Source organism: Arthrobacter sp. 01L42 (genome assembly GCF_056400005.1).
In genome coordinates this window covers 45,027-68,365 of sequence record NZ_JBFTSL010000005.1, presented here as the reverse complement: position 1 = coordinate 68,365, position 23,339 = coordinate 45,027, and the positions used below count along the sequence as shown (strand labels likewise).

General features: G+C 67.5%; 18 protein-coding genes. 8 read left to right on the top strand and 10 right to left on the bottom strand.

The features are described 5' to 3' along the window. Nucleotides 1-2 precede the first annotated feature (2 nt). From AC1DN2_RS05675 to AC1DN2_RS05650, 6 genes are all read right to left on the bottom strand, one after another. Nucleotides 3-2,501, bottom strand: a complete 2,499-nt coding sequence (locus AC1DN2_RS05675) for a beta-glucosidase (RefSeq protein ID WP_476849545.1) — start codon at nt 2,499-2,501, stop codon at nt 3-5. Nucleotides 2,502-2,605: 104 nt separating this feature from the next. Then, nucleotides 2,606-4,933 carry an alpha-L-rhamnosidase gene (locus tag AC1DN2_RS05670; protein WP_476849544.1) on the bottom strand — a complete coding sequence of 776 codons (2,328 nt, stop codon included), beginning with the start codon at nt 4,931-4,933 and terminating at the stop codon, nt 2,606-2,608. Nucleotides 4,934-5,025: 92 nt separating this feature from the next. Further along, nucleotides 5,026-6,033: an oligopeptide/dipeptide ABC transporter ATP-binding protein gene (locus AC1DN2_RS05665; protein ID WP_476849543.1), complete on the bottom strand. Its 1,008-nt coding sequence runs from the start codon at nt 6,031-6,033 to the stop codon at nt 5,026-5,028. Continuing rightward, nucleotides 6,030-8,168 (bottom strand): dipeptide/oligopeptide/nickel ABC transporter permease/ATP-binding protein, encoded by a 2,139-nt coding sequence (locus AC1DN2_RS05660; protein ID WP_476849542.1) that lies wholly within the window; start codon nt 8,166-8,168, stop codon nt 6,030-6,032. The genes AC1DN2_RS05665 and AC1DN2_RS05660 overlap by 4 nt, the downstream gene beginning before the upstream one ends. Beyond that, complete coding sequence (locus AC1DN2_RS05655; protein ID WP_476849541.1) at nt 8,165-9,118, bottom strand: ABC transporter permease; 954 nt, start codon at nt 9,116-9,118, stop codon at nt 8,165-8,167. The genes AC1DN2_RS05660 and AC1DN2_RS05655 overlap by 4 nt, the downstream gene beginning before the upstream one ends. Before the next feature lie 62 nt (nt 9,119-9,180). Continuing rightward, complete coding sequence (locus AC1DN2_RS05650; protein WP_476849540.1) at nt 9,181-10,737, bottom strand: ABC transporter substrate-binding protein; 1,557 nt, start codon at nt 10,735-10,737, stop codon at nt 9,181-9,183. A gap of 250 nt (nt 10,738-10,987) precedes the next feature. On the opposite strand from AC1DN2_RS05650, the gene AC1DN2_RS05645 reads away from it, so the two are divergent. Together AC1DN2_RS05645 and AC1DN2_RS05640 are read left to right on the top strand one after the other, a co-directional pair. Next, on the top strand, nt 10,988-11,833 hold the full coding sequence (locus tag AC1DN2_RS05645; protein ID WP_476849539.1) for an IclR family transcriptional regulator: 846 nt from the start codon (nt 10,988-10,990) through the stop codon (nt 11,831-11,833). Nucleotides 11,834-12,029: 196 nt separating this feature from the next. After that, on the top strand, nt 12,030-12,326 hold the full coding sequence (locus AC1DN2_RS05640) for a hypothetical protein (protein ID WP_476849538.1): 297 nt from the start codon (nt 12,030-12,032) through the stop codon (nt 12,324-12,326). Nucleotides 12,327-12,350: 24 nt separating this feature from the next. On the opposite strand, the gene AC1DN2_RS05635 is transcribed toward AC1DN2_RS05640, so the two are convergent. From AC1DN2_RS05635 to AC1DN2_RS05625, 3 genes are all read right to left on the bottom strand, one after another. Further along, a complete protein-coding gene (locus tag AC1DN2_RS05635) occupies nt 12,351-13,391 on the bottom strand; it encodes a hypothetical protein (protein WP_476849537.1) in 1,041 nt (346 codons plus the stop codon). A gap of 99 nt (nt 13,392-13,490) precedes the next feature. Then, nucleotides 13,491-13,943, bottom strand: coding sequence for a universal stress protein (locus AC1DN2_RS05630; RefSeq protein WP_476849536.1), 453 nt, complete (start codon nt 13,941-13,943; stop codon nt 13,491-13,493). Between the two features lie 99 nt (nt 13,944-14,042). Next, nucleotides 14,043-16,685: a helix-turn-helix transcriptional regulator gene (locus AC1DN2_RS05625; protein ID WP_476849535.1), complete on the bottom strand. Its 2,643-nt coding sequence runs from the start codon at nt 16,683-16,685 to the stop codon at nt 14,043-14,045. 149 nt (nt 16,686-16,834) lie between these two features. Between AC1DN2_RS05625 and AC1DN2_RS05620 the strand changes: the two genes are divergently transcribed. Beyond that, nucleotides 16,835-17,395 (top strand): potassium channel family protein, encoded by a 561-nt coding sequence (locus AC1DN2_RS05620; protein ID WP_243177831.1) that lies wholly within the window; start codon nt 16,835-16,837, stop codon nt 17,393-17,395. 254 nt (nt 17,396-17,649) lie between these two features. Further along, nucleotides 17,650-19,167 (top strand): transposase, encoded by a 1,518-nt coding sequence (locus AC1DN2_RS05615; RefSeq protein ID WP_476849534.1) that lies wholly within the window; start codon nt 17,650-17,652, stop codon nt 19,165-19,167. A 99-nt stretch (nt 19,168-19,266) separates the two neighbouring features. Here the strand turns inward: AC1DN2_RS05615 and AC1DN2_RS05610 are convergent, their stop codons facing one another. Beyond that, nucleotides 19,267-20,097 (bottom strand): class II glutamine amidotransferase, encoded by an 831-nt coding sequence (locus AC1DN2_RS05610; RefSeq protein WP_476849533.1) that lies wholly within the window; start codon nt 20,095-20,097, stop codon nt 19,267-19,269. A 312-nt stretch (nt 20,098-20,409) separates the two neighbouring features. Between AC1DN2_RS05610 and AC1DN2_RS05605 the strand changes: the two genes are divergently transcribed. The 4 genes from AC1DN2_RS05605 (at nt 20,410) to AC1DN2_RS05590 (ending at nt 23,263) form a co-directional block, all read left to right on the top strand. Continuing rightward, complete coding sequence (locus tag AC1DN2_RS05605) at nt 20,410-20,823, top strand: hypothetical protein (RefSeq protein WP_028276752.1); 414 nt, start codon at nt 20,410-20,412, stop codon at nt 20,821-20,823. Nucleotides 20,824-20,917: 94 nt separating this feature from the next. Further along, the gene (locus AC1DN2_RS05600; RefSeq protein ID WP_230010772.1) at nt 20,918-21,304 is read left to right on the top strand and encodes an SHOCT domain-containing protein; all 387 of its coding nucleotides are present in this window, start codon (nt 20,918-20,920) and stop codon (nt 21,302-21,304) included. Between the two features lie 96 nt (nt 21,305-21,400). Further along, nucleotides 21,401-22,555, top strand: coding sequence for an AI-2E family transporter (locus AC1DN2_RS05595; RefSeq protein ID WP_476849532.1), 1,155 nt, complete (start codon nt 21,401-21,403; stop codon nt 22,553-22,555). Nucleotides 22,556-22,594: 39 nt separating this feature from the next. Then, complete coding sequence (locus AC1DN2_RS05590; RefSeq protein WP_476849531.1) at nt 22,595-23,263, top strand: GAP family protein; 669 nt, start codon at nt 22,595-22,597, stop codon at nt 23,261-23,263. Nucleotides 23,264-23,339 lie beyond the last annotated feature (76 nt).

Below are 23,339 nucleotides of genomic sequence, written 5' to 3'. Positions count from 1 at the left end.
GCCTACCTCGTCCCGTCGAGGGCGGGGACTGACGCCGCCGGCCTGACGGAGGCCGCGAGGGGTCCGGCGAGCGCGTCGCGCGCGTCGCCGGCGTGCCCGGCGGGCGCGATCCTGAAGGTTGTCTCCTCCCCGCACCAGCCGCGCCCGGCGTCCCAGTGCTGGAAAGACCGCCCGGGCAGTGTGACCCGGATGTCGCGGCGTTCCCCGGCGGGGATGAGGGCCGTCGCGAAGCCTGTCAGCCAGAACCCGGGCCGGTCCACGTCCGTTTCCGGGGCGTCGGCGTAGATCTGCGCCAGGTATTTTCCGGCCCGGGCACCGGTGTTGCGGACCGTCAGGACGGTGTGCACGTCCTCCCCGGGTGCCGCTTCCTCCAGCTGCGCGAACCCCTCCACGGCGAAGGTGGTGTAGCCCAGTCCGTGGCCGAGCCAATACGCCGGAGCGGCAGCCTGCGTGGATTGCGCGGCTTGTCTTGCCCAGCCGCGGTAGCCGACATCCAGCCGTTCTGTGTACTCGAGCTGGCCGTTCCGGGGGTGCGTGTCGCGGACGGGAGCATCGGCCAGGGCGGCCGGCCAGGTGGTTGGCAGGTGGCCGCCGGGCTCGGCGTCGCCGAACAGCACATCGGCCAGGGCGTTTCCGAATTCCATGCCCGGGAACCAGACCAGGAGCACCGCCGCGGCGTCGTTCCGCCAGGGCATCTCCACCGGGGCGCCGGCGTTGACCACCACCACGGTGCGTGGGTTCGCTTCGATGACGGCGCGGACGAGGTCGTCCTGCCGGCCCGGCAGCGCCAGGGAGGTTCGGTCAAAGCCTTCGCTTTCGACGGCACCGGAGGTCCCGACCATCACGACGGCGACGTCGGCGGCGCCGGCCGCGGCAGCCGCCTTGGCGATCTCGCGGTCCGCCGATTCCCGGGGTTTGTCGATGGCCAGCCCTATGCGGAACAGAGTGGCCTCCGGATGCCAGGTGTAGCGCAAGGTCAGTCGCACCGGGGTTCCGGCGGTCAGGACGACGCCGGCTGATTCGTCCGGCGCGCCGATCAGCACGGCTCCAACGTCGGCGTAGCGGTCCCGCGAGTCGGCGGCCGCCACGGCGTCGCCGTCGACCTCGAGGCTGGCGCGGCCGATGCCCTTGAATCCCAGCTTCCAGGTGCCGGAGACGTCCGGCGTGAAGATTGTTGCGATGTCGACGGCGGTGGCGCCGGCGGGGATGGCGCCCGGGCCCCGGGTTAGCGTGGTCCGGGGACCGTATTCCTCCGCAACTGTGCCGGCGGGCCCCCGCCAGGTCAGCCGGACGCTGCCCTCACCCTGGCCCGGGGCGTGGCATTCCGCGTTCCGGGGTTCGCGAAGGCCCTCGGAGAGCCAGGCACCCTGGACGGTGGTGAGCCGGACGCCGTCGCCGGCACGTGCGCGCAGCCCCGCAGCGGGCGCCACCGTGTAGGCCGGGAACACCGAGGCGCTGCCGCCGCCCTGGGTCCGGGGATCCAGCGCCGCCGGTCCCACCACGGCGATGGAGGTGAGGTCCCCGGGTGAGAGGGGAAGGACGCCGGCCGGATTTTCCAGCAGCACGAATCCTGCCGCCGCGGCCTCCCGGGCCACGGCGGCGCCGGCTTCGGGTGCCGCGGGTTCGTTCCGGCGGCCCTCCTCGACCCGGCGGCCCAGGGTGACGAGCCGGCGCACTTTCTCGTCAATCACGGCCTCGGGGACCAGACCGGCGGAGATGGCTTCGACGAGCCCGTCACCCCACAGCTTCTCCGGTCCCGGCATGGCGAGGTCCGTGGCCGAAAGGGCGGAGTCAACGGTGGAGTACACCGCGTGCCAGTCCGAGACCACGGCGCCTTCGAATCCCCATTCGGTCTTGAGCGGGTTCTCCGTGAGGGGATTTTCGGTCATGGCCTTGCCGTTCACGCCGTTGTAGGCCGCCATGATCATCCAGGGCCGGGCCTGCCTGACGACGCGTTCAAACGGTGCGAGGTACACCTCATGCAAAGTCCGTTCGTCGAGCACGTTGTTGACGGTGGTCCGCTCGGTCTCGGCCTCGTTGGCGACGAAGTGCTTGGGGCAGGCGCCGATGCCCTGGCCCTGGATGCCGTCCACGTACGCGGCCGCCAGTTCACCGGTGAGGAGCGGGTCCTCGGACAGGCACTCGAAGTTCCGGCCCGCCAGCGGTGAACGGTGCAGGTTCATGGTGGGTCCGAGCACCACGTCCACCTGCTGGCGGCGCGCCTCGGCCGCCAGCAGCTTCCCCACCCGCGCCATCAGCCGCCGGTCCCAGGAAGAGGCCAGGCACGTGGCGGACGGCAGGTTCACCGAGCCGGCTGCCTCGGTGTCGCGGTGGCCGCGGACGCCGACGGGCCCGTCGGAAACCGTGATCTTCGGCAGTCCCAGGCGCGGCTCGGCCTGGGTGTGCCACAGGCCGGAGCCGCTCAGGAGCCGGACTTTCTCAGCCAAAGGCAGGGTGCGGATCGTTTCTTCGACGTCGGCGTCAAAGCTCGTGGAGGTCATTCGTTGGTGCTCCTGATCGTTGGTTTCGTCAGCTATCAGCATGGGTTTGCGGCGGCGCGCCCGGACAGCGCAGTTTCATTGGTTGACACGGCGCTGGGTGGAATTTAGGAGGCGACGGCTGCTGAGGTGGCGGCGGCGGTCAGGCGGTGGGTGCCGGCCCCCACGCTTCGGCCGTCCTGCCCCGGCAGCCTGATCTCCGCCTCCACGCCGTCGGGGATTGTTGCTTCGACTTCCAGCACCCCGTCGCCGGTGGTCCGCCACTCGACGGCGATGGTGCCGTGCGGGCTGCGCAGGCTGGTCTTGGCCCAATCGATGCCCTCGCCGGGCAGGGGCGCGATCAGCACCCTGGAGTAGCCCGGGGCGAGCGGCCGGATTCCACCGACGTACTTGTGCAGCCAATCAGCAATGGCGCCGAGCGCGTAGTGGTTGAAACTGGTCATTTCGCCGGGGTTGATGGTGCCGTCCGGGAGCATGGAGTCCCACCGTTCCCAGACGGTGGTGGCCCCCATGGTCACCGGGTACAGCCATGAGGGGCATTCCTGTTCGAGCAGGAGCCTGTACGCCGCGTCAGTGTGACCGGTATCGGCCAGGGCGCCGGTGATGAAGGGGGTCCCGGCGAACCCGGTGGAGACGCGGTAGTTGTTGTTCCGTACCAGTTCGGCGAGTCGGTTGCCGGCAAACTCCCGCTGCCGGCCGGTCTGCAGGATGTCGAAGGCGATGGCGAGGGCGTAGACCGTGGTGCAGTCGCTGTGCACGGTTCCGTCGGCGGCCACGTAGTGGGTGTTGAAGGCCGCTTTGACCCGTTCGGCGAGGCGGCCGAACGCGTCGGCGTCGGCGTCGTGTCCCAGGAGCGCAGCCGTCCGGGCGGTGATGGACGCGGTGCGGTACAGGCACGCTGTGGCGACGACGCCGGTGTCCGCCTTGGCCGCCCACGGCTGATCCGGCGCGGCGTCCGGGTCCAGCCAGTCGCCGAACTGGAAGCCTTCATTCCAGAGCCCGTCGGGCGAGAGCAGTCCCTCTACCCGGCGGGTGTGGGAGGCCATCGAGTCGTACTGGTCCTTCAAGACGGTGTCGTCGCCGTACGCCTCCCACAGCGCCCACGGAACCCACACGGATGCCTCGCTCCAGATGGCAGAGGATTCGGGTGCCGGGAATTCCGGCGGCTGGGGGCAGTACTTCAGTGCGTCCGGCACGGTAATGGGAACGAGTCCGCCGGCAGCCTTTTGTTCCGCGGCGAGGTCCAGGAGCCAGTCCTGCAGGAAGCCCTTGACGTCGTAGAGGAAGGCGGCCGTGGGCGCGAACACGGCGATGTCCCCGGTCCAGCCGAGCCGCTCATCGCGCTGCGGGCAGTCGGTGGGGAGGTCCAGGAAATTGCCCTTGAGGCCCCAGACGATGTTGCGGTGCAGCTGGTTCACCAGCGGGTTGGAGCACTCGAAGCTGCCGGTGCGTTCGAGCCCGGAGTGCACCGCCACGGCTTCGAGGGATTCCGCCGTCAGCCCGCCGGGCCAGCCGGATACTTCCGCGTAGCGGAACCCGTGGAAGGTCTTGCTGGGTTCGAAGAAGTCCTTGGCGCCGGAGAGGATGAACGTGTCGGTGGCGGCGGCCGAGCGCAGCGGCCGGGTGCCCAGCTCACCGTCCTCGAGGACTTCGGCGTGGCGCACGGTGATGGTGGCGCCGGCGTCGCCCTGGACGGTGAAGCGCAGCCAGCCGACCAGGTTCTGGCCAAAATCCACCAGCGTCTTGCCGGCCGGTGAGGTGAAGACCTCCACCGGTTTGATGACCTCGTTGCGCACCACCGGCGGCCCGACGGGATCCGCCAGCCGGCCGGCATCGAACTCCAGGGCATGGACCCCAGTCCAGGCGCGGGCCCCCACAGCGGCAGCGTAGGCCTCCGAACCGGCTGCGTCCGCGGCGAAGCCCGGCCGGGCCCAGCCTGCCGGTTCCCGCCGCGCGTCGATTCGCTGTCCGTCGTAAAGATCGTTGGCCGTGGTGCCCGAGGGCCCTGACTGCCAGGACATGTCCGAGGCGACCGACTGGACGTGGCCGTCGGCGAATTCGATGTCCAGCTGCCCGAAGAACCCGAGCTCATCGCCGTACAGGCCCGACTTGCCGTGCCAGGCCAGTCGTCCGCGGTACCAGCCGTTGCCGAGCGCGACGCCGATCACCGTGGCCGGCCCCACGAGCGCGGTCACATCGTAACTGCGGTAGCGCAGGCGCCATTCGTACGAGCTCCAGCCCGGACTCAGCACGTCCTCACCGACCGGGACGCCGTTGATCTGCGCCTCGTAGATCCCGAACGCCGTGGCCCGCAGGAGCGCGCGCTTCACGGGTCCGTGGCCTTCGTCCAGCCGGAATTCCTTGCGCAGCAGCGGGGCGCCGTCGAAGTCTCGATCCGGCGCGATCATCGTGGCGGACCAGGGTGCGGGGGTCATGTGGTGTCGTCCATTCTTGTGGGGAGTTGCCATGCTGTGGGATTTGGTCGGTACCGCTGGTGCCGCGGGATCAGGTTCGGGACCGGTGCCGTTCAGGCGTAGTGGCAGGCGACGTCGGACGCGCCCACCTTCCGCAGGGCCGGCCGTTCGGTCCGGCACAAGTCCGTGGCCAGCGGGCAGCGCTGGCTGAAGGGGCAGCCGCCGGGAGCGGCAGCGGCGGCCGCCGCGGTCCGCACGCCCAGCGCTTCGCGTTTTTGCCGCCGCTCGGCCTGCTCCGCCGGGCGGGGCACGGGCGAGGCCGCCACGAGCGCCTGGGTGAAGGGGTGTTGGGGCGCCTCCGTGACGGCTGCCGCCGGGCCGCTTTCCATGACCTGGCCGCGGTAGAGCACCACGACGCGCTGGGCGAGGAACTGGACCACGGAGATATCGTGGGCGATGAACAGGTAGCTCAGCCCCCGTTCGTCCCGGAGGTCGGCCAGGAGGTTCAGGACCTGGGCCTGCGTTGAGAGGTCAAGGGCGCTGACCGCTTCGTCGCACACCACGAGTTTCGGCTCGCAGATCAGTGCCCGGGCGACGGCGATCCGCTGCCGCTGGCCGCCGGAAAACTGGCCGGGAAAGCGGTCCACGGCCTCGCGCGGGAGTCCCACCCTGGCCAGCATGTCCTCGGCGCGCTGCCGGGCTTCCCGGGCGGCCACGCCACGGATCCGCAGCGGTTCGGCCAGTGAGGTACCGATGCTCTGCCGGGGGTTGAGTGAGGAGTTCGGGTCCTGGAACACGGCCCGGAGTTCGCCGCCCAGTTCACGCCGCCGTGCGGGGCTGGCATGGGTGATGTCCGTGCCGTTGTAGCTGACCGAACCCCCGCTGCTCTTTTCCAGGCCGAGGATGGCTTTGCCGATCGTGGACTTTCCGGAGCCGGACTCCCCCACCAGGCCCACGGTCTCCCCGGGCCGGATGCTGAAGCTCACGCCGTCCACCGCGGCCGGTCTGGCGGCGGCCTTCCGGCCCCGGCCGTAACGGACCACGAGGTCCACCACGTCCAGGAGCGGCTGCTCGGGAGCCTGCGCTGTTCCGCCCTGGCGTACCGCTGTTTCGATGCTCATGTCCTGTCCTTCTCAACTGTGCTGTCCATCTCAACTGTGCTGTCCATCTCAAGAATGTCGAGGACACGGTGGGCGGGTACTTCGGTGGCCACCCAGACCAGGCCTTCCACGGCCAGTTCGTCGGCCTTGACGCAGCGCACCACGCCGTCGTCCGAGCCCGAGGGAACCAGCGGGACCGGCGCCACGCAGGCCGAGCCGGCGAACTGGCAACGCGCCATGAACCGGCACCCGCCCGGCCAGTCCTTGGGCTGCGGCACCTGGCCGTCGATGGTGGCGAGCCGCTCGGGCATGTCCTCGGCGGTGTTGGCGTGCGGGTCGGCGGCCAGCAACGCCAGGGTGTACGGGTGGCGGGGGTTGTCCAGGATGTTGGCGGTCCGGCCGCTTTCCACCACCTGGCCGGCGTACATCACGGCCACGGTGTCGCAGATGTCGGCCACTACGCCTAGGTCGTGTGTCACCATCACCACGGACATGCCTGTGTCCTTGACCAGTGCCCGCAGCAGCGAGAGGATTTCGGCCTGTACTGTCACGTCCAGCGCTGTGGTGGGTTCGTCGGCGACCAGCAGCCGGGGACGGCCGGCCAAGGCCAGGGCGATGGCCACGCGCTGGGCCATGCCGCCGGAGATCTGGTGCGGGTAGGAGGTGAGGATGCGCGCGGCGTCCACGATGCCCACCTTTTCGAGCAGGCTCAGGGCTTCGGTGCGTGCTTTGGCTTTGCCCATGCCCCGCAGGCGCCGGATGGCGGAGACCAGCTGGTAGCCGACCGTGAACATGGGGTCGAGGGCACGCATGGGTTCCTGGGAGATCAGCGCGATCTCCCGTCCCCTGACGCCGGCCAGCTCATTTTCCGTGGCGGCCGCGAGGTTCCGGCCGTTCCACAGGATCTGGCCTCCGGTGACGGATACGCCCGAGGGCAACAGGCCCAGCAGGGACAACGCCGTCATGGTTTTGCCGCAACCGGATTCGCCCACCAGCCCGAGCACGGTGCCCTGTTCGACGTCGAAGGAGACCTCCGTGACCAGGGGCGTGCCGGCGTCGACGCCCACCGAGAGCCCGCGGACACTCAGCCGGCCGGCCGCGTCCGGCGCGGCGGAATCGGTGGACGGCGCGGCGGCATCTGCGGACGGCGCAGCCGCGGACGCAGCGGCCCGGCGTCGGCGGTCAGCGGCGGAGGGCAGGTGGGAGGCGGCCGCGTTCGGGCTTTTCCCCAGGGCGTTGCCGATGGCATTGGCCGCGAGGACCGTCAGCGCCAGGACCGCACCGGTGGGGACCATCAGCCAGGGGGCGTCGTAGACGTGCTGGGATGCGCCCTGGATCATGCCGCCCCAGCTGGGCTGCGGGATGGGCGGCCCGAATCCGATGAACGCCAGACCGGCCTGGATCAGCATGCCCACCGCGAAGATGAGGGCGGACTGCACCACGATCGTGGTGTTCAACCCGGGCAGCACGTGCCGCAGGCTGATGCCGAGCGTGCTCACGCCGTCCACCTTGGCGGCGTCGACATAGAGCTGTGACTGCAGCGCGGTGGCCTGGCCCAGCATCACGCGGTAGATGCCGGCCGAGATGAGGACGCCCAGGATCGCCATGACGACGGGAATGTTCGTGCCCACGGCACCGATGACCGCCAGGATGATCACCGTACCGGGCAAGGACATCATGACCTCGGTGACGCGGCTGATCGGCCCTTCGGTGCGTTGTCCAGCGGCGGCGACCATCGCCAGGACGGTGCCGAGTCCGACGCCGACAATCACCGTGATGAGCGATGTCCCCAGGGTGCCGGCGGCCGCGGCGAAGATGCGGCTGAGCAGGTCCCGCCCCAGTTCGTCGGTGCCCAGCCAGTGGGCGGCAGTGGGGCCGGACAGGATGGCGGCGAAGTCCTGGTCCTCGGTCTTGTACGGCAGCCACCACGGCGCCGTGAGGGAGGCAAGCACCAGGACCGCCAGCCAGAGCACTCCGGCCACGGCACCTGGCGCCGCGAACAGGCGGTGGGCAGGCCTCCGGCCGACGCCAGTTTTGGGACCGGGGCCGGGACCGGGCCGGCCCGTGGCGGTGTTCGCGGGTGGGGCTCCGCCTGTGCCTGTATCTTCCGCATTCGCGGTGGCGGGGACGGGCGCGGGGGCAACGGAAGGGATCATGAGGCACGCAACTTCGGGTCGAGAAACTTGGTGGCGAGCTCCAGTACGAGGTTCACGGCCACCACCACAACGGTGGCGACCACCACAACGCCCTGCACGGACGGGGCGTCGTGGGTGCTGACGGAGGTCTGGACTGCCTGGCCAAGGCCCGGCATGGCGAAGAGCTGCTCCGCGATCACCGAACCGCCGAACAGCCCGATGAACTGCAGGGCGATCCCGGCCACGATCGGCAGGCTGGCATAGCGCAGGGCGTGGACGTACAGGATCTTCCAGGTGGGGGTGGCCGTTGCGCGCAGGGTCCGGATATGTTCCTGCTGCAGCGCCTCCAGCATGGATGCCCGGGTCTGGCGGGCGATGAACGCCGCACCGCCGACGGCGAGGGTGATCACCGGCAGGGCCAGGGACAGGGCCCAGTCCTGGGGTGAGACCTCGAAGGGGACGTAGCCGGTGGCCGGAAAGACCGAGGACTGGACGGCGAAGAGGTACACAAAGATGATGCCGATCCAGAAGGCCGGCAGCGCCACGGCGAGGCCGCAGACGGCTCCGACGATCCGGTCGACCACGCCGCCGCGGACGGCTGCCGTGACGCCAAGACCGATGCCGAGCACGGCGCTCAGGACCGTGGCCCCGGCCGCGAGGGCCGCCGTCACCGGCAGCCTGCTGGCCAGGTCGGCGCTCACGGACCGGCCGTCGATCAGGGACACCCCGAAGTCTCCCTGCGCGGCGCTGCCGAGCCAGCGGAAGAACTGGACGGGGAGCGGATCGGACCAGCCGAGCCGGCTGTTGACCTCGTCAATGGCTTGCTGGGTGGCGCCGGCGCCGAGGGACACGGCGCCGGGGCTGCCCGGCATTGCGTGCACCAAGAGGAACGCCAGCACCGCGACCACCAGTACGGTGGCCAGCGCCATGAGCAGGCGCTTTGCGACGTAAATCGCCATGATGACCTCCATCGGTCAGGTCCTGCCGGACGGCCTTCGCCTTAGGGGTGAAGGCCGCCCGGCAGGGTGGGGGGTCAGTTGGCCGGGGCGTAGGACGAGAGCAGCGGGTACACGTTGCTGCCGGCGAACTCCACCGGCTTGACCTTCTTGGTGTTGTAGCCCTGGTTGGTGAGGGATTCGAAGAGCGGGATCATCCAGCCGGATTCGACGAGCCGGGTGTTGAGCTTGGTCAGCGCGGCTTTCCGGGCGGCATCGTCCTTGGCGGCGGCGACCTCGCCGGTGGCGGCGCTGAGCTGGTCGTCCGTGGCCTTCTGGACGTTGGTGAAGCCGTTGAGGATCGCGCCGTACATCAGGCCCACAGGGTTGTCCCAGCCCAGCGGCGCGTAGCCCAGCGGGGTCGTGGCGACGGCGGCGAACGCCTCATCTGTCGACGTCGCCATCTTGACCTGCATGGTGATGCCGACGGCGGCCAGGTCCTTCTGGACCGCCTGGAGGTCGGTCTGGGTGGTGGCGCTCGCGACGATGGTGAATTCAAAGCCGTTGGCGTAGCCGGCTTCCGCCAGCAGGCTCTTGGCCTTCGCGGGGTCGTAGGCGAACTGTGAGTTCAGTGCCTCCGTGAAGCCGGCCGAATCCTTGGGCAGGGCGTTCCACGCCGGGATGTCACCCTTGTGCAGGGCATCGACCAGTGCCTGCCGGTTGATGGCGTACTGGAACGCCTGGCGGACCTTTTCGCTGGCGAAGGCCGGCGACGTCTTGCCCGTCTTGTCGAAGGCGACCATGGTCTGGACCGTGCCGCCGATCTGGGAGACGCCGACACCCTTGGCCTTGACGAAGTCAACGGTGGGTGAGGTCAGCTGGGCGACGTCCACCTGGCCGGAAACGAGGGCGTTGGCCCGGGCCTGCGGATCCTGGATGACGCTGAAGACGATCTTGTTGTAGGGGTATTTCGCGGCGTCGGTGCTCTTGTCGTTCTTCTGCAGGACGTACTTGTTGCCCTTGACCGTGGTTCCGGAGTCCAGCGTGTACGGTCCGGAGCCGTCCGGCTTGGCGGCCAGGCTTGCCGTGTCCGCGGCCCCTGCCTTGCCAACGATCATGCCGAGGGTGGAGGTCAGGTTCTTCTCGAAGCCCGGCTGCGCCTTGGCGAACTTCAGCGACACCTGGGTGGGGCTGATGACGTCCACGGAAGTCAGTTCCTGGGCGCCGCCCTTGGCGATGGCTGAGTACGCCGAAAGGGCGGGATCCGTGCGGCGGTCAAAGTTGGCCTTCACCAGTGCCGCGTCTAGCGTGGACCCGTCCGTGAACGTCACGCCCTGCTTGAGCGTCAGGGTCAGCACCGTGTTATCGGCGTTGTATCTGAAACCGGTGGTCAGGCCTGGCCCCACGGAGCCGTCCGCCTTCAGGGTCATGAGGTTCTCGTAGAGGCCTTCGAAGAACTGACGCTGCGCGTCGGAGACCCGCAGCGGGTCGAATCCGAAGGACGCGCTGTCACTCTCGACGCCGATTGTCAGGGTGGTCTTATCCACGGTGGATGCCGCCTGGCCGGAGCCGCCGCAGGCGGTCACGGAGCTGAGCATCAGGACGCCGGCCAGAACGGCCGCGCTCCGTCGGGCGGTGGGGTTCAGAAGTTTCATGTAGTGCGCCTTCGCATTCGTTCCAAAACAACGGGGGTTTTCGGCATCTGGTGGTGGTCGGGACTGGAGCGGACCGGCCGGACGGTGGCCGCCCGGCGCCGGTGCGTTCCGGGCCCTTCCCCCAGATGCGGTCGGGTGGACCGGCTCCATCAAGAGTCGTAGGCGGACGCAATGACGTCACACGAGAATTTCATTGGTTGGAACACTATTGTGGTGAACGTCACTGGCGACGAAGAAGGAACGATGACGAATGACAGCACCCGCGGATACGCATTCCCCCGCTGAAAACCCGCCCGCCGCGCGCGGCAAGCGGCCCAAGCAGGGCGAACCGGTGATCGACCGGGCCCTGAGCCTCCTCGCTGTCTTCACGGACCGCCGCCGGGCGCTGACCCTGTCAGAGATGGCCCGTTATGCGCAGATGCCCGCCCCGACGGCGTTGCGCCTCATTGCCCGGCTGGTCGCCTGGGGCGCTCTGGAACGGCTCGACGACGGACGCTACGTTGTGGGCGTCCGGCTGTGGGAAATAGCGTCCCTCTCCCCGAGGGGCCACGGGATCCGCGAAATCGCGTTGCCCTACCTTGAGGACCTCTTCGAGGTTACGCGCCATCACGTCTTGCTCGCCGTGCGGGACAAGGACCAGGCCGTCCTGATCGAACGGCTTTCCTCCAAGCAGGCCACGGAAGTCGCCTACCGGGTGGGCGGCCGGCTCCCCCTGCGCTCCACGGCCGTCGGCCTGGTCCTGATGGCCGGCGCGGACGCGGCATTCCAGGAAAAGATCCTCAAGGAACCCGCGGAAACTGAACCGGGCGTGGCTCCCATGCCGGAAGGCCAGCTGCGGCGCACCCTGTCCGACGTCCACCGGACGGGGATTGCCATGATCCGCCGGTCCGCGCCGTCGCTGACTGTTTCCGTGGCGGCGCCCGTCTTTGATGCCCAGGGCACGGTGGTGGCCGCACTGTCGATCGTTGTACCGGACGGGACCACCCCGCCCAATGTCCTGGCTCCGGCGGTGATGGCCACCGCGAGGGCAGTCTCACGAAACCTTGGCTACCGGACTGCCCTGGCCGAGGACGTCCGGACCCTGTCGGACGGCTGACCGCGGAGCTGCCCACCGCCGGCCCTTCCAACCAGTGGAAAGGCCGGCGCGGCGTCGGGATGAAGGGTCATAATGTTGAACCTGCGGGGCGCCCGGCTCCCCGGACCGCCGCCTGCTTCCGCGAGCCCTTGACACGCCCGGTGGCGGCGTCTAGGACTGGCCTTGTCCAGTCCAATCCACCAGCCTAGGAGTTGTTATGGCCACCACGCCCTACGGAATCGTGCACTTCTTTCCGGGAGGCACCAAGGAACAATACGAGGCGTCGCTTGCAGCCGTCCATCCAGGCGCGGGGCTCCTGCCCGAGGGGCAGATCTTCCACGCCGGCGGGGCATCCGAGGGGGGCTGGACGGTCTTGGCAGTCCACGAATCGAAAGAAAGCTGGGAAAAATTCCGGGACACGATCCTCCTGCCCCGGATGCAGGCGGGTATTGAGGGCGGCTTCGCCGCTCCGCCCGACGAGACGGTGATCGACCTCTACAAGGTTCTGCCCTAGCAGCACGTAACCCACACAGCCACTTCAATCGCGCCCGTACCAGTCGAGTACGCGCAACGCGCGAAGGGTGTTCCACCGGCTGGACCGGCCGTCACCGGCATCAACCGGGAAATGGACGATCCCGGGATGCGTGTTTTCGAGCAGCCAGGTCCCGTCCGGCTGTTCCTTTGACCGGAGCACCTCCACGGCTTCGGCCAGGCGCGGGTCCGGGGGCTCTCCGGTCGAACGGAAGTACTCCAGGGCACGGAGCACGTCGTAGTGCCAGCGGGTCGGAAAGGAGAACGTCAGCCAAGCCGGGTCTATGACCGCGCCGGTGCTCTTGCGTCGGAACAGGCCCCGCTCCAGCAGATACTCCTCGCCCCGGCGCCGCGCGTCCACGGACTGCGCCGAGCCGCCCGTGACCCGTTCGTGGGCCAGGAGGCCCTCGAGGACGTTGATCGTCGTGGCGGCCGAGGACACCACGGCGCCGGACTCCGCCCAACAGTTCCACCCGCCGTCGTCCAGTTGCCCGCTGACAAGCCTGGAGACGACGCCGTCGACGTCCTGATCGAAGTACGAGCCGAGCGCCACCGTCATTCCGTTGATGCACGGCTCCACCTCGCCTTGGAAATACGGCTGGCCGCCCTCCTCCCAGCGGCAGTTGTCCCTGACCAGCGCTATGGTCTGGCGCATCTGCTCACTTTGCGGGTCGACCCCGAAGTCACGCAGCAGGAGCAAGCTGTACGTTGTGGCGGTCCAGGGCTGGGGGACGCGGTCCCAACCTGTGTCACCGCCGGCATCATCCGCACCGCCGCCCTCGGGACCGCCGCCCTCCGCACCGCCGCCCTCGGGACCGCCGCCCTCGGCACCGCCTCCGTCGGGGCGGTCGCCCCGGGCGGGGAAATATGCGCCATGCGCCCATTGGCCGTCCTCGTCCCGCAATGCCAGCAGGCGGGCACCCCAGCCTTCGGTCGCTACCCGCGCGCGCTCTGCGGTAACGACCTCGGGCGCGGCGTTGCTGAGATCTTGCAACACCTGCCATCGAAGGGAAGGATCTGAATCCATCAGCCAGTCCAGGACGGTCATACGCCGATGGTAGCGCTCACGGCTCGCTGGCATCGGGTGCTCACAGTCGAGTGGGCACGCGGCATTGCCCCGGACGTCCGTGGCCAGCGGGCCGGACGCTCAGGAAGCCTTCGGCCGGATCACCAGGACAGGGCACGGGGAGTGGCTGGCCACCTGGGCGGAGACCGATCCGATGTGCAGCCCGGCGAAACCGCCGTGGCCGCGGGAGCCGACGATCACCAGGTCGGCTTCCCGTGCGGCCTCAAGTATTGCCGACGCCGCTGAGTCGTTTTTGATGGACCGCGTCACGACATTGACACCCACTGCGGATTTCGCCGCCTCGGCGCCCAGCGCTTCAGCCTGCTGCTCCGGGGAGTCCTCCGCCACGATTTCGCCTGCCGCCGTTTCCAGCATCGCCGGATACCACGCCATTGGCGCCTTGTTCCAGACAGTCAGGACCCGGAGCTCCGCACTGCGGTACCGGGCCTCTTCAACACCCCACGCCAGGGCCTCGTGGGATTGCTTCGAGCCGTCAAATCCGATCACGATCACAAAGGGATCAACTTTTTTCATGGTTCCAGACTTTCACTGCCGGTTTGCGGCGCCTAGGGGCCTCTGACCCCATCCGGGTCCGGTGCCTCGCCGCGAAGGCCGTCAAGGCCGCCGCGGGGTTCAGACGATGCCACGCTTGGCTGCCGTCTTGAGCGCGTCGCGCCTGCTTACCGCCCCGAGCTTGCGGTAAATGGACCGTTCGTGGGTCTTGACCGTGTTCACGGAAATGTACAACGCCTCGGCAATTTCAGCAGCGGTCATGATCGAGCGCATGTAGGAAAGGACTTCGCGTTCGCGCTCGGTCAGGTTCCAGTAGGACTGTGCACGAAGGCGGGTCTCACCCTGTGCCTCGCGTGCCATCAGCGCTGCGATGAAGGACTCGTGCGCGGTGCCCCAGACAGCGTGCTCCACGAGCAGATCCGCCAATTCCTCTCTCCGTTCGGCGAAAGGACGCAGGACGGTTTCAGGCTCGGCACGAAGGACAGCATGTTCAATCCGCTCGTGTGCCGCCGCGGCATCTCCGGTTCCATGGGCCATGATCGCCTCGGTCAGGCTCAGGCAGGTGTCGATATATGAGCTGCCGCGGCGATCGGCCAGTGACTCGGCACAGCGTTGCGAAGCGGCGGTGTCACCTTCGCGGCGCAGCAACTCCGCCAGCAGCGTATCCGCCAATGCGCCGTGCCCCCCGGCACCGAGTGGTTGGACGGTCCGCAAAGCTCCGTCCCGGTCGCCCCTGGCTTCGGCAATTTTCGCCACCGCGATGGTCTCCAGGGCATTCCATGAAACGGCGTACCGTCCCCGCCCGTGAAAGGACTCCAGCGCCGCACCGGAGTCGGCCAGGCGGACCAGGTCGCCGGCGGCGCAATCAACCAGGACCCGATAGATGGCGCTGAGCGGACCGGTCGGGAACAGCTCGCTGCCCAATCGCTGCGCTTTGGTAAGACAGGTCCGCGCAGCCTTCAGATCATCATTCCAGTAGCACGCGATGCCACGGGCCAGCCAGGCCGGAGCCATCCGCTGCCGCGAATTCCAACCCAGCGCCTCTCCCCGGTCCAACGCCGCCGTGCCAAGTTCGTCGGCGCTCACGAGGTCACCGGCGATGGCGTGAGCCAACGCGAGCTCGGCCTGGGCGCAGATTTCCACGGCTTCCAGCTGTTCCGGGTTGCCTGTGGCCGCCGTTGCCTGGAGCAGCGCCGTGCCAAGTTCGCCGGTGCGGTGCAGCCGGAACTCTGCCTGGGCCAGCAGGAAGAGTCCTGTCGAGAAGGAGCTGGAGCGGCCATCTCCTGAAATGTCCGTCGTCGACCGGCCGTCGTCCGTCTCGGTGTGCGGGTCCAGCCGGCCGTCGGCGGGCAGCGGCTCGTAGAGCGCCCGGTAACTCTCCAGTCTCCGGCGTCGAATTGCGTCCAGCGCGAAGGTCCGCGACAGCGCCCGGTCGGTGAGCTCGGCCGCGGCGGTGCCGTCGCCGGAAAGGGCACGGCAGACCGATCGGATCATCAGGATCTCCGGATCCTCGCCCCACGGTGCCGGGAGGTCCAGGCACAGCCGTTCCAGGGTCTGCACGTCGTTTCCGAGCAGGAATTCGAGCCAATGGGCGCCGAGGGAAATCACGGCTTGCCGGGGTGCGCTTCCTTGCAGCGCCTGGGCGACGCCCTCGACGACGTCGACGTCCTGGTAGTACCTCGCCGCCACGCGGTGCAGACGCTCGGCGAGCAAAGGGTCGCGCCGCTGCAGGATGCGCCGGCACTGCGCCGCGAAGAGGGAATGCCACCGGAACATCGATTCGCCCGCACGGTATTCGTGCTCCTCGATGAAGAGCCCGTTACGGAGGCATTCCTCAAGCAGCACGCCGCCGCGGGGACGGCCTTCGAGTTCGACGGCGAGCCGGCGTCCGAGCCAGTCGCTGGTAGTGGCCCTGAGAATGAATTCGGCCAGCGACGGTTCGATCTGGTCGAGGATCTCTTCTGCGACGTAGTCGGCGAGCGGGACGTGCGTAGGCGCGGAGCCTGGCGTTGCAAGCGGCACGTTGCGGGCCTGCGCCAAGGAGACCAGGCTGGCGTGGACTGCCACAGGCCAGCCGGCAGTCATCTTCCAGAGCGACCCGGCGTCGAACGTTTGATCTTGTCCCAGCGCACTGGCGAACTGGGCAACTTCCTCCCGCGTGAAGGCCAGTTCGGCGGCGCGAAGTTCACCCAGTCCCTCGCCGTACCGGAATCTTTCGAGCTGAATGGACGTATGGCCGCGTCCCGAGAGGACCAGCCGCAGTGAGGGGGGTGCGGATGCGGCGAGCACCCCGACGATTCCGTTCGCCAGCCCCGGCCCGGCCAAATGGACGTCATCGATCACCAGGACAATCGGTTCAGTGAGGTGCTCGAGTGCCCCGAGGAGAAGGTCGTAGGAGGCCGCCCGGTCGTGGGCAAGGCTCGGGTCCAGGGCGAGGAGGGCGTCGGTTCCGGGTAACGGCAGTTTGCCCGCCGCGGACTGGATCGCCCCAACAACACCGTGAAACAGCCGCGCGGGCTGCGTGTCGAACCTGTCCAGCGACAGCCATGCGCACGGCAGAGCGCACTTGCGGACCCAATCACCCAGAAAAGTTGACTTGCCGTAGCCGGCCGGGGCCGCGACGAGGGTCAGGCGGTGCGAATCCGCGGCCGCGGACAGGGCGCTTTCCAGACGTGGACGCTCCAACGCTCCGAGACCGCGCACAGGCGGGCGGATCTTGAACTGTGGGCCCGGTACCCATTCGGCTTCTAGCCTATCTCTCACATTCCACATGCTAGGTGGGGGCAAAAGGGCACCAACAGGGCGCAAAGACCCCTTGTGCGCCGCTCCTTAGTGCGAAAATACGGCGATTAGGGCGACCCGATTGCGGCACGGCACGAATTGGGTGCCCGGCTGTATCATCAGTCATGCCTATGAAGCACGGCAGCCCGACAGACCCGATTTTCCTTCATGACCTCGACAAGGCCGACCGCAGGCGGGTCATTATTTTCGCGATTGCACGTCTCATCGCATTTTCGGTTGTGGTCCTCGCCCTGTATTTCTTTATTCCCGTCGGGGGATTCAATGACGCCGATCCCGCGGCCGCCTGGATCCGCCTGGCGGGTGTCGTGCTGGTCTTTTTCGCAGTCCTGGCAATTCAATTGCGGCTGATACTCGTGGCGCATATCCCGAGGGTTCGGGCGGCCGCGGCTGTCGCCGAAACCCTGTTGATGTTTTTGTGTCTCTTCGCGCTGCTTTACACATCAATGTCGATCACATCTGCGGCGGCGTTTAGCGAGCCCCTGAGCCGAACCGATGCCCTTTACTTCACCACTTCCACGTTTGCCACCGTCGGGTTCGGGGATATTACGCCGGTAAGCCAGCTGGCGAGGGGTGTCGTGTCCGTCCAAATGATTGCCGATTTAGGTGCACTCCTGTTGATCGCAAAAGTGGCATTCTTCGCGGCAGGGCGGCGGCTGGGCGGCGAATCCTGAACCCGCCGCCGTCATCACCCAAAACGGATGACAGCAGGCCGGCCGGCTGAAATTTCGCGGGCAGGGCCGGGATTCGGTGCGCCACTTTGCACGTCCGACGCGCGGCGTCCAGCCCGTAGGGACGGCCGAGGCGGGCCCTTCCCCGGCGTGACAGATCACCCTGTGTGGGTGGGGCTGGACCGGCACGCCGAGTGAACAATGAAAATAGCCGTGAAATGCCCAGCCGCGGAACACAAGCTAAGGCGGATCCCCTCATGTCGCTGAACGATCAGCCCGCTGGCCCCGCTAGCCCGGAACAGGAAGAAATTCTGCGGTTACGGGCCGAAGTCGCCCGTCTCCAGCAGGAACGGGACACTGCCCGCAAGGCCCCGCCGAGGCCGGCCGTGCGGCATCCGGGGCTGGCCCGGCGCATTGTGGCAATCGTGCTGGTGGTTATCACTGGCCTGTTGGCCTTCGCGACAGTTCCGGCCCTTTACCTTCGCAGCGAAGTCATCGACACCGATCGCTACGTCGCCACCGTCGCACCGTTGGCCTCGGACCCTGCGATCCAGGCCGAAATCGCCGACAAGGTCACCCAACAGATCAACGACGCCGTGGATTTCCAGACCATCACGCGCGATGCCCTGAACGAGCTCGCTAAAACGGCGCCCCGCGTGGCGGCCGTGCTTACCGGGCTGGCCCCGATGCTTGCGGAGCAGACCAAAACGCTCATCCATACCGCCGTTGCCAGATTCGTGGCGACACCGCAGTTCCAGGACCTTTGGATCCAGGTGAACCGGGTGGCGCACCAGGGGCTGGTCAACCTTGCCACGGGAAGCACGGGAGGCACGGTCAGTATTGATGAGAATGGCACGGTGTCGATTTCCACGAAAGAGATCATCGCCCGGGTCAAGACTCTCCTTGTCCAGCAAGGGGTGGATATCGCCTCGAGGATCCCGGAAGTTGACGCGCAGATCGCCCTGTTCCAGTCTCCTGAACTGGTCCGTGCCACGGAAACCATCCGGACCCTGGACCGGCTCGGCCCAATACTGGCGTGGCTGACGGTGCTCAGCGCCGTGGGCGCCATTGCCGTTGCCCCCCGGGGCCGGAGACGGAGCACGACGAGCGGCGTGGGGTTGGCCGTGGCGGTGTCGATGGCGGTGCTGGCGCTGTCCCTTGTGATCGGGCGAAGTTACGTCCTGAACTCGATTCCATCGAGTGCTGTCTCCCCTGCGGCGGCCGAAAGCCTGGTCGAGGCACTCCTGGTACCGCTGCGCACCAGCCTGCGCCTTGTCTTCGTCGTCGGACTGCTGATCGCCCTGGCAGCTTTTCTGGGCGGCCACTCGCGTCCAGCGGAGTATGTCCGGCACGGCCTGGCGACGGCGGGCGACTACATCACCGGCAAGATCGGCGGTGGCCAGGCCAAGCCATGGCAGCTCTGGTTGGCCCGGTACCGGCGGATCATCGAAGCCACCGTCGTCGGCATCGCTGTGCTGGTGCTGATCTTTTGGCAGGACCCGACGGCGGCCGTCGCCATCTGGACGGCCGTCCTGGCCGTGCTGGTCATTCTCGTGGTCGAACTGCTGTGCCGGCCGGCCGTAGCCGGCGGGCCGGGCGCCGAACCCGGCGCCGAACCCGGAGGCGAGCCGGGCGTCGATCCCAGCGGTGAGTCCAGTGTCGAGTCCGGCGGCGTGCCAGGCGGTGAGTCGGTCACGGCGGGCGGCCCTCCCGATGACACGTATCCCACGATTCCCATCCCCCGGGCGCCCGACGCCGGAGGAACCAGCGTGTGAAGGACCGGCGGGACCGGACCACCAGTTAGCGCCGCGCCAGCTGGTGCTGCGCGGCAGCGGCACTCGCCGCAGACGCTGAGGGGGGCTCCGCCGCCGGCACTAGGGGGCGGTCGGCGTGAACGGGAACAGGTCCTCGCCGGCGCCGTGCACCACCACGCAGGTAGCCTCGGGTACTTCCCGCCACGCCCCGCGGAGATCCCCCAGCGGTTCGGAGACGACCAGGCGCGCGTTGTCCGCCAGGTCATGAAGCAACGGGTTCTCCGGGTACTGGACGCGAAGGGTCGCGACGTCGGTGCTGTGGAACAGCGACCGGGACTGCCGTTCACTCGAGTAGCGGAACGCCCAGGTGGTGTCGCCGTCGGTCGTGGCGACTGTCATCTGGATTGGCTCCTCGATCCCGTGGCGCCGGCCGACGTCTTCAATCAGTCCAACCGCGGCAGCTACGGCCGCCCTCGGGTCCTGCTCCAGCCCGAAGGTCAGGGCGAGGAAGAAGAAGAGCTCTGAGTCCGTGGCTCCCTCGATCAGCGGAAAGAGCGATGGCTCAACGGCTATGGCCAAGTCGCGCTTCACAGTCGGGAACTCCCGGATGAGTCCGTTGTGCATCCATAGCCAGCTGCCGTGGCGGAATGGATGGCAGTTGGTCTGTTGGACTGCCGATCCGGTCGAGGCCCGAATGTGCGCGAAGACCCGGCCGGCCGACGCCTGGGCCGACAACTCGCGGAGGTTGCGGTCATTCCAGGCCGGCTCCGTGCTGTGGAACAACCCGGGATACGGCGCGGATCCGTACCAGCCCACGCCGAAGCCGTCCCCGTTGGTGGTTTCAACGCCCATTCGGGCGTGCTTGCTTTGCATCACGAGCGAGTTGGTGGGTTTGTACAACAGCTCCTCCAGTTGCACCGGCGAACCCGAATACGCTAGCCAACGACACATGGCATCCTCCCTCAGTTGTGGACAGCAGTCCATCACGGCGACGGAGCGGGCACATCATCACCCCGGGGTGATTCGGGCCGCGGGGTGGGAGGTAATGGGGTCCCACCCGTGTTCGATAGTTCCGTCGTCGCGTCGCCGCTGGTCAGCGGCGCGCCCGGCATGGAGAGCCGCGCGAAAGGATCACCCGCGGCGGGTGACGCGCAAGCGGGCCCCTCACCCAACACTGGTGGTACCTGCCAGTGATTGGGCTGCCAGGCGAAAGCCCATGGAGAGGTGAGTCCAATGTCGAATCCAAGACCAGTCCTCGCGCGAATGTCTGCGCTCGGGGCGGCGGTTGCGCTGCTCGCCGGCTGCGCCACCTCGGGACCCAGCAGCAGCCCCAGCGCGAGCCCGACGGCGAGCGTTTCACCGGTTTGCGCTGCCGCCACTGGCTTTTCAACAGCCCTGACGAATTTCAAGGACTCCCTCAAGCCAGGCGCCACCATCGGCCAGATCCAGGCGGCCCGGGATCAGGTTCGGAAGAGCTACGACGATCTGGTCAACGCGGCCAGCGACGCGGCCAAAGATCGGGTGGATGCCGTCAAAGCAGCCCAACAGAAGTTCACCTCCGCTGTGAACTCCGTTCCCGACGACGCCACCCTGACGCAGGCGGCCAACTCGCTCAAGGACGAAGCCGCGAACGTGCAGGCCGCCATCAGCGATCTCTCGAATGACGCCAAGTGCTAGTCCGGGCCTCCTGGAATGCCCGCGGTGAAACCCATTCCCATCCAAGGCTGCGTTCGTAGGCGACGCCGCACCAAGCGAAAGTAGGGAAGCCAAAATGAATTTCTTCGAGAACTTTTGGGATATTCTCTGGTGGCTGTTTATCTTCTATGCAATTATCGCCTTCCTGTATGCAGTGTTCATGGTGATCGGCGACCTCTTCCGCGACGACGAGCTCAGCGGCTGGTGGAAAGCCGTCTGGATCGTTCTTCTGGTCTTCATTCCGTTCCTGACCGTGCTGGCATACATGATTGCCCGCGGCAAGGGCATGGCGGAGCGGTCAATGGCGCGGGCCCGCAAGTCCCAGCAGGAAACCGATGCCTACATCCGCAGTGTCGCCACGGCCAGCCCCACCGAGGAGATCGCCAAAGCCAAAGCACTCATGGACGCGGGAACCATCAGTGCGGAGGAGTTTGCCCAGATCAAGAGCAAGATCGTCGTCTGACTCCGGGTTGAGGCGCGAGGAGCAGGCCTGGCCAACTCGCTATTCATGAGGCCATGAGGCTTCTAAGATATGGCTAGGCTGAACCAAGGAGGGCTCATGGAGCCGGAACCATCGGAATCCAATCCACGTTCGGCCCTCCCCCGCACCCTCATAATCCTGCTCGCCCTGGCCAGCGCGACGATTTCAGCGTTCGGCCTCGGCGCGATCCAGGGAATAGTCACCCCCGTCTTTTTTGCCTTCGTGCTGACGCTTTGTGTCCATCCGCTGCGCCGCTGGATGCAGGCACGGGGAATTTCCCGGGGCATCGCCACCGGGACCACTATCGCGGCTGTCTTCGGGTTGCTGACCGCCTTCGCCGCAGTCCTGATTGCCTCGCTCGCCCAGTTCTCCGCGCTGCTGCCGCAATACGCCCCCCAAATGGCCGAGATCGGCGCCAGGGTCTCCGCGCTGCTGGAATCTGTTGGATTTGGCCCGGAGCAAGCCCAGGCAGTCCTGAACGGGTTTACGCCGGGCCGCATCATCGGGTTCCTCGGCGGCCTCCTGGGAAACGTCGCGAGCCTGGTGACCAGCCTCGTGATCATCCTGACGATGCTCATTCTTATGGCGATTGACGGCTCGCGCGTGCCGGCGCTCCTGATTCATCTGAACTATCACCGGCCGGCACTGGTTTCAGCGCTCAACGGCTTCGGAACCGGTGTGCGCCGCTACATGGTCGCCACCACGGTCCTCGGAATCGCGCAGGGGTTGTTCAACTGGCTGGTTCTGGTCATCCTGCAGATCCCCGGCGCCCTGCTCTGGGGGCTGCTGTCCTTCATCTGCAGCTTCATCCCCAACATCGGGTATTTCATCGCCATCATCCCGCCCTTGTTCTTCGGCTACCTCACCGGGGGCTGGCCGACCGTCGTGGCAGTCATCATCATCTATGGCGGAATCAACAGCATCATCCAGTCGATCATCCAGCCGAAATATGTGGGCAACGCGGTGTCGCTGAGTGAGACGTTGACCTTCTTCTCCGTCCTCTTCTGGGCAGTGGTCCTGGGTCCTGTCGGCGCCGTCCTCGCCGTCCCCCTGACGCTCTTGTTCCGGACCATCCTGCTCGATTCCGACCCGACACTTGCATGGTGGCGGCCGTTGACGGGCGACAAGAAGGACCTCGAACTGCTCATCAAGGAAGAAGACAAGGCGATCCGGGCCCGCCGCGGACGACTGAAGACGGGCCGTCCGGACACCGGAAGCGGGCCGAAGGCATGACATGCCGTCGGGGTGCTGCCGGGGGACGGTGAGGGGGGCATGCTGAGCACTCTCAGCAGCCTGGCTCTCTTCGCCCTGGCCGGGGCTCTCAGCACAGTGCCTGTCAGCGTGACGATCATGATTCTGCTCTCGCCAACTCCGCGCCGCGGCGCCCTTCCCTTCCTGATCGGCAGCCTCGCGGGTTCGATCGTGGTCGTGGGCCTGGCAGCGGTCGGGCTGCAATTCCTGCCCGTCAAGCCGCCGCGCCTGCGTAAGGACGAATGGGTGGCACAGATTGCCATTGTGATCGGTGCGCTTCTGGTTGCGTACGCCGTGTACCTCCTCGTGAGCAAGGGTGGCCGGGACAACGCCATGCTTGGCAAGATGAAGTCGCGGTTCCGCTCCGCCCGGCCCTGGGAATTCGTCGTACTGGGCCTGGGCTTTAACCTTCGTCCGAAGGCGCTCCTGCTGGCCGTCACCGCCGGTGCCGTGATCGGTGTCCAGGAACTGCCGCCGCTGCCAAGCAGCCTGCTTGTCCTCGCCTACGCCGCCGTGGTCCAGTCAGCCGTCATCATTCCGGTCGCTGTGTGGCTGCGCTCCCCCGAACGGGCCCAAGTGCCGTTGACCGCCCTATACAACTGGCTGCAGCGCAATGGCCGCAGGATTGCGGCGATCGCGACGCTGACGATCGGGATCTTCCTCGTCGGCTACAGCCTTCTCCAGCTCTGATCGGGCTGCCCCGAAACCACGCACCCCGCCGGATCCCGGGGAACTCCGCTGTCAGGGGGTGCAGCCTGGACGCTCG

Bases quoted from the DNA above. Each gene is read 5' to 3' on its own strand.
- AC1DN2_RS05675 (WP_476849545.1), bottom strand. From the start codon at position 2,501: ATGACCTCCACGAGCTTTGACGCCGACGTCGAAGAAACGATCCGCACC.
- AC1DN2_RS05670 (WP_476849544.1), bottom strand. From the start codon at position 4,933: ATGACCCCCGCACCCTGGTCCGCCACGATGATCGCGCCGGATCGAGAC.
- AC1DN2_RS05665 (WP_476849543.1), bottom strand. From the start codon at position 6,033: ATGAGCATCGAAACAGCGGTACGCCAGGGCGGAACAGCGCAGGCTCCC.
- AC1DN2_RS05660 (WP_476849542.1), bottom strand. From the start codon at position 8,168: ATGATCCCTTCCGTTGCCCCCGCGCCCGTCCCCGCCACCGCGAATGCG.
- AC1DN2_RS05655 (WP_476849541.1), bottom strand. From the start codon at position 9,118: ATGGAGGTCATCATGGCGATTTACGTCGCAAAGCGCCTGCTCATGGCG.
- AC1DN2_RS05650 (WP_476849540.1), bottom strand. From the start codon at position 10,737: ATGAAACTTCTGAACCCCACCGCCCGACGGAGCGCGGCCGTTCTGGCC.
- AC1DN2_RS05645 (WP_476849539.1), top strand. From the start codon at position 10,988: ATGACAGCACCCGCGGATACGCATTCCCCCGCTGAAAACCCGCCCGCC.
- AC1DN2_RS05640 (WP_476849538.1), top strand. From the start codon at position 12,030: ATGGCCACCACGCCCTACGGAATCGTGCACTTCTTTCCGGGAGGCACC.
- AC1DN2_RS05635 (WP_476849537.1), bottom strand. From the start codon at position 13,391: ATGACCGTCCTGGACTGGCTGATGGATTCAGATCCTTCCCTTCGATGG.
- AC1DN2_RS05630 (WP_476849536.1), bottom strand. From the start codon at position 13,943: ATGAAAAAAGTTGATCCCTTTGTGATCGTGATCGGATTTGACGGCTCG.
- AC1DN2_RS05620 (WP_243177831.1), top strand. From the start codon at position 16,835: ATGAAGCACGGCAGCCCGACAGACCCGATTTTCCTTCATGACCTCGAC.
- AC1DN2_RS05615 (WP_476849534.1), top strand. From the start codon at position 17,650: ATGTCGCTGAACGATCAGCCCGCTGGCCCCGCTAGCCCGGAACAGGAA.
- AC1DN2_RS05610 (WP_476849533.1), bottom strand. From the start codon at position 20,097: ATGTGTCGTTGGCTAGCGTATTCGGGTTCGCCGGTGCAACTGGAGGAG.
- AC1DN2_RS05605 (WP_028276752.1), top strand. From the start codon at position 20,410: ATGTCTGCGCTCGGGGCGGCGGTTGCGCTGCTCGCCGGCTGCGCCACC.
- AC1DN2_RS05600 (WP_230010772.1), top strand. From the start codon at position 20,918: ATGAATTTCTTCGAGAACTTTTGGGATATTCTCTGGTGGCTGTTTATC.
- AC1DN2_RS05595 (WP_476849532.1), top strand. From the start codon at position 21,401: ATGGAGCCGGAACCATCGGAATCCAATCCACGTTCGGCCCTCCCCCGC.
- AC1DN2_RS05590 (WP_476849531.1), top strand. From the start codon at position 22,595: ATGCTGAGCACTCTCAGCAGCCTGGCTCTCTTCGCCCTGGCCGGGGCT.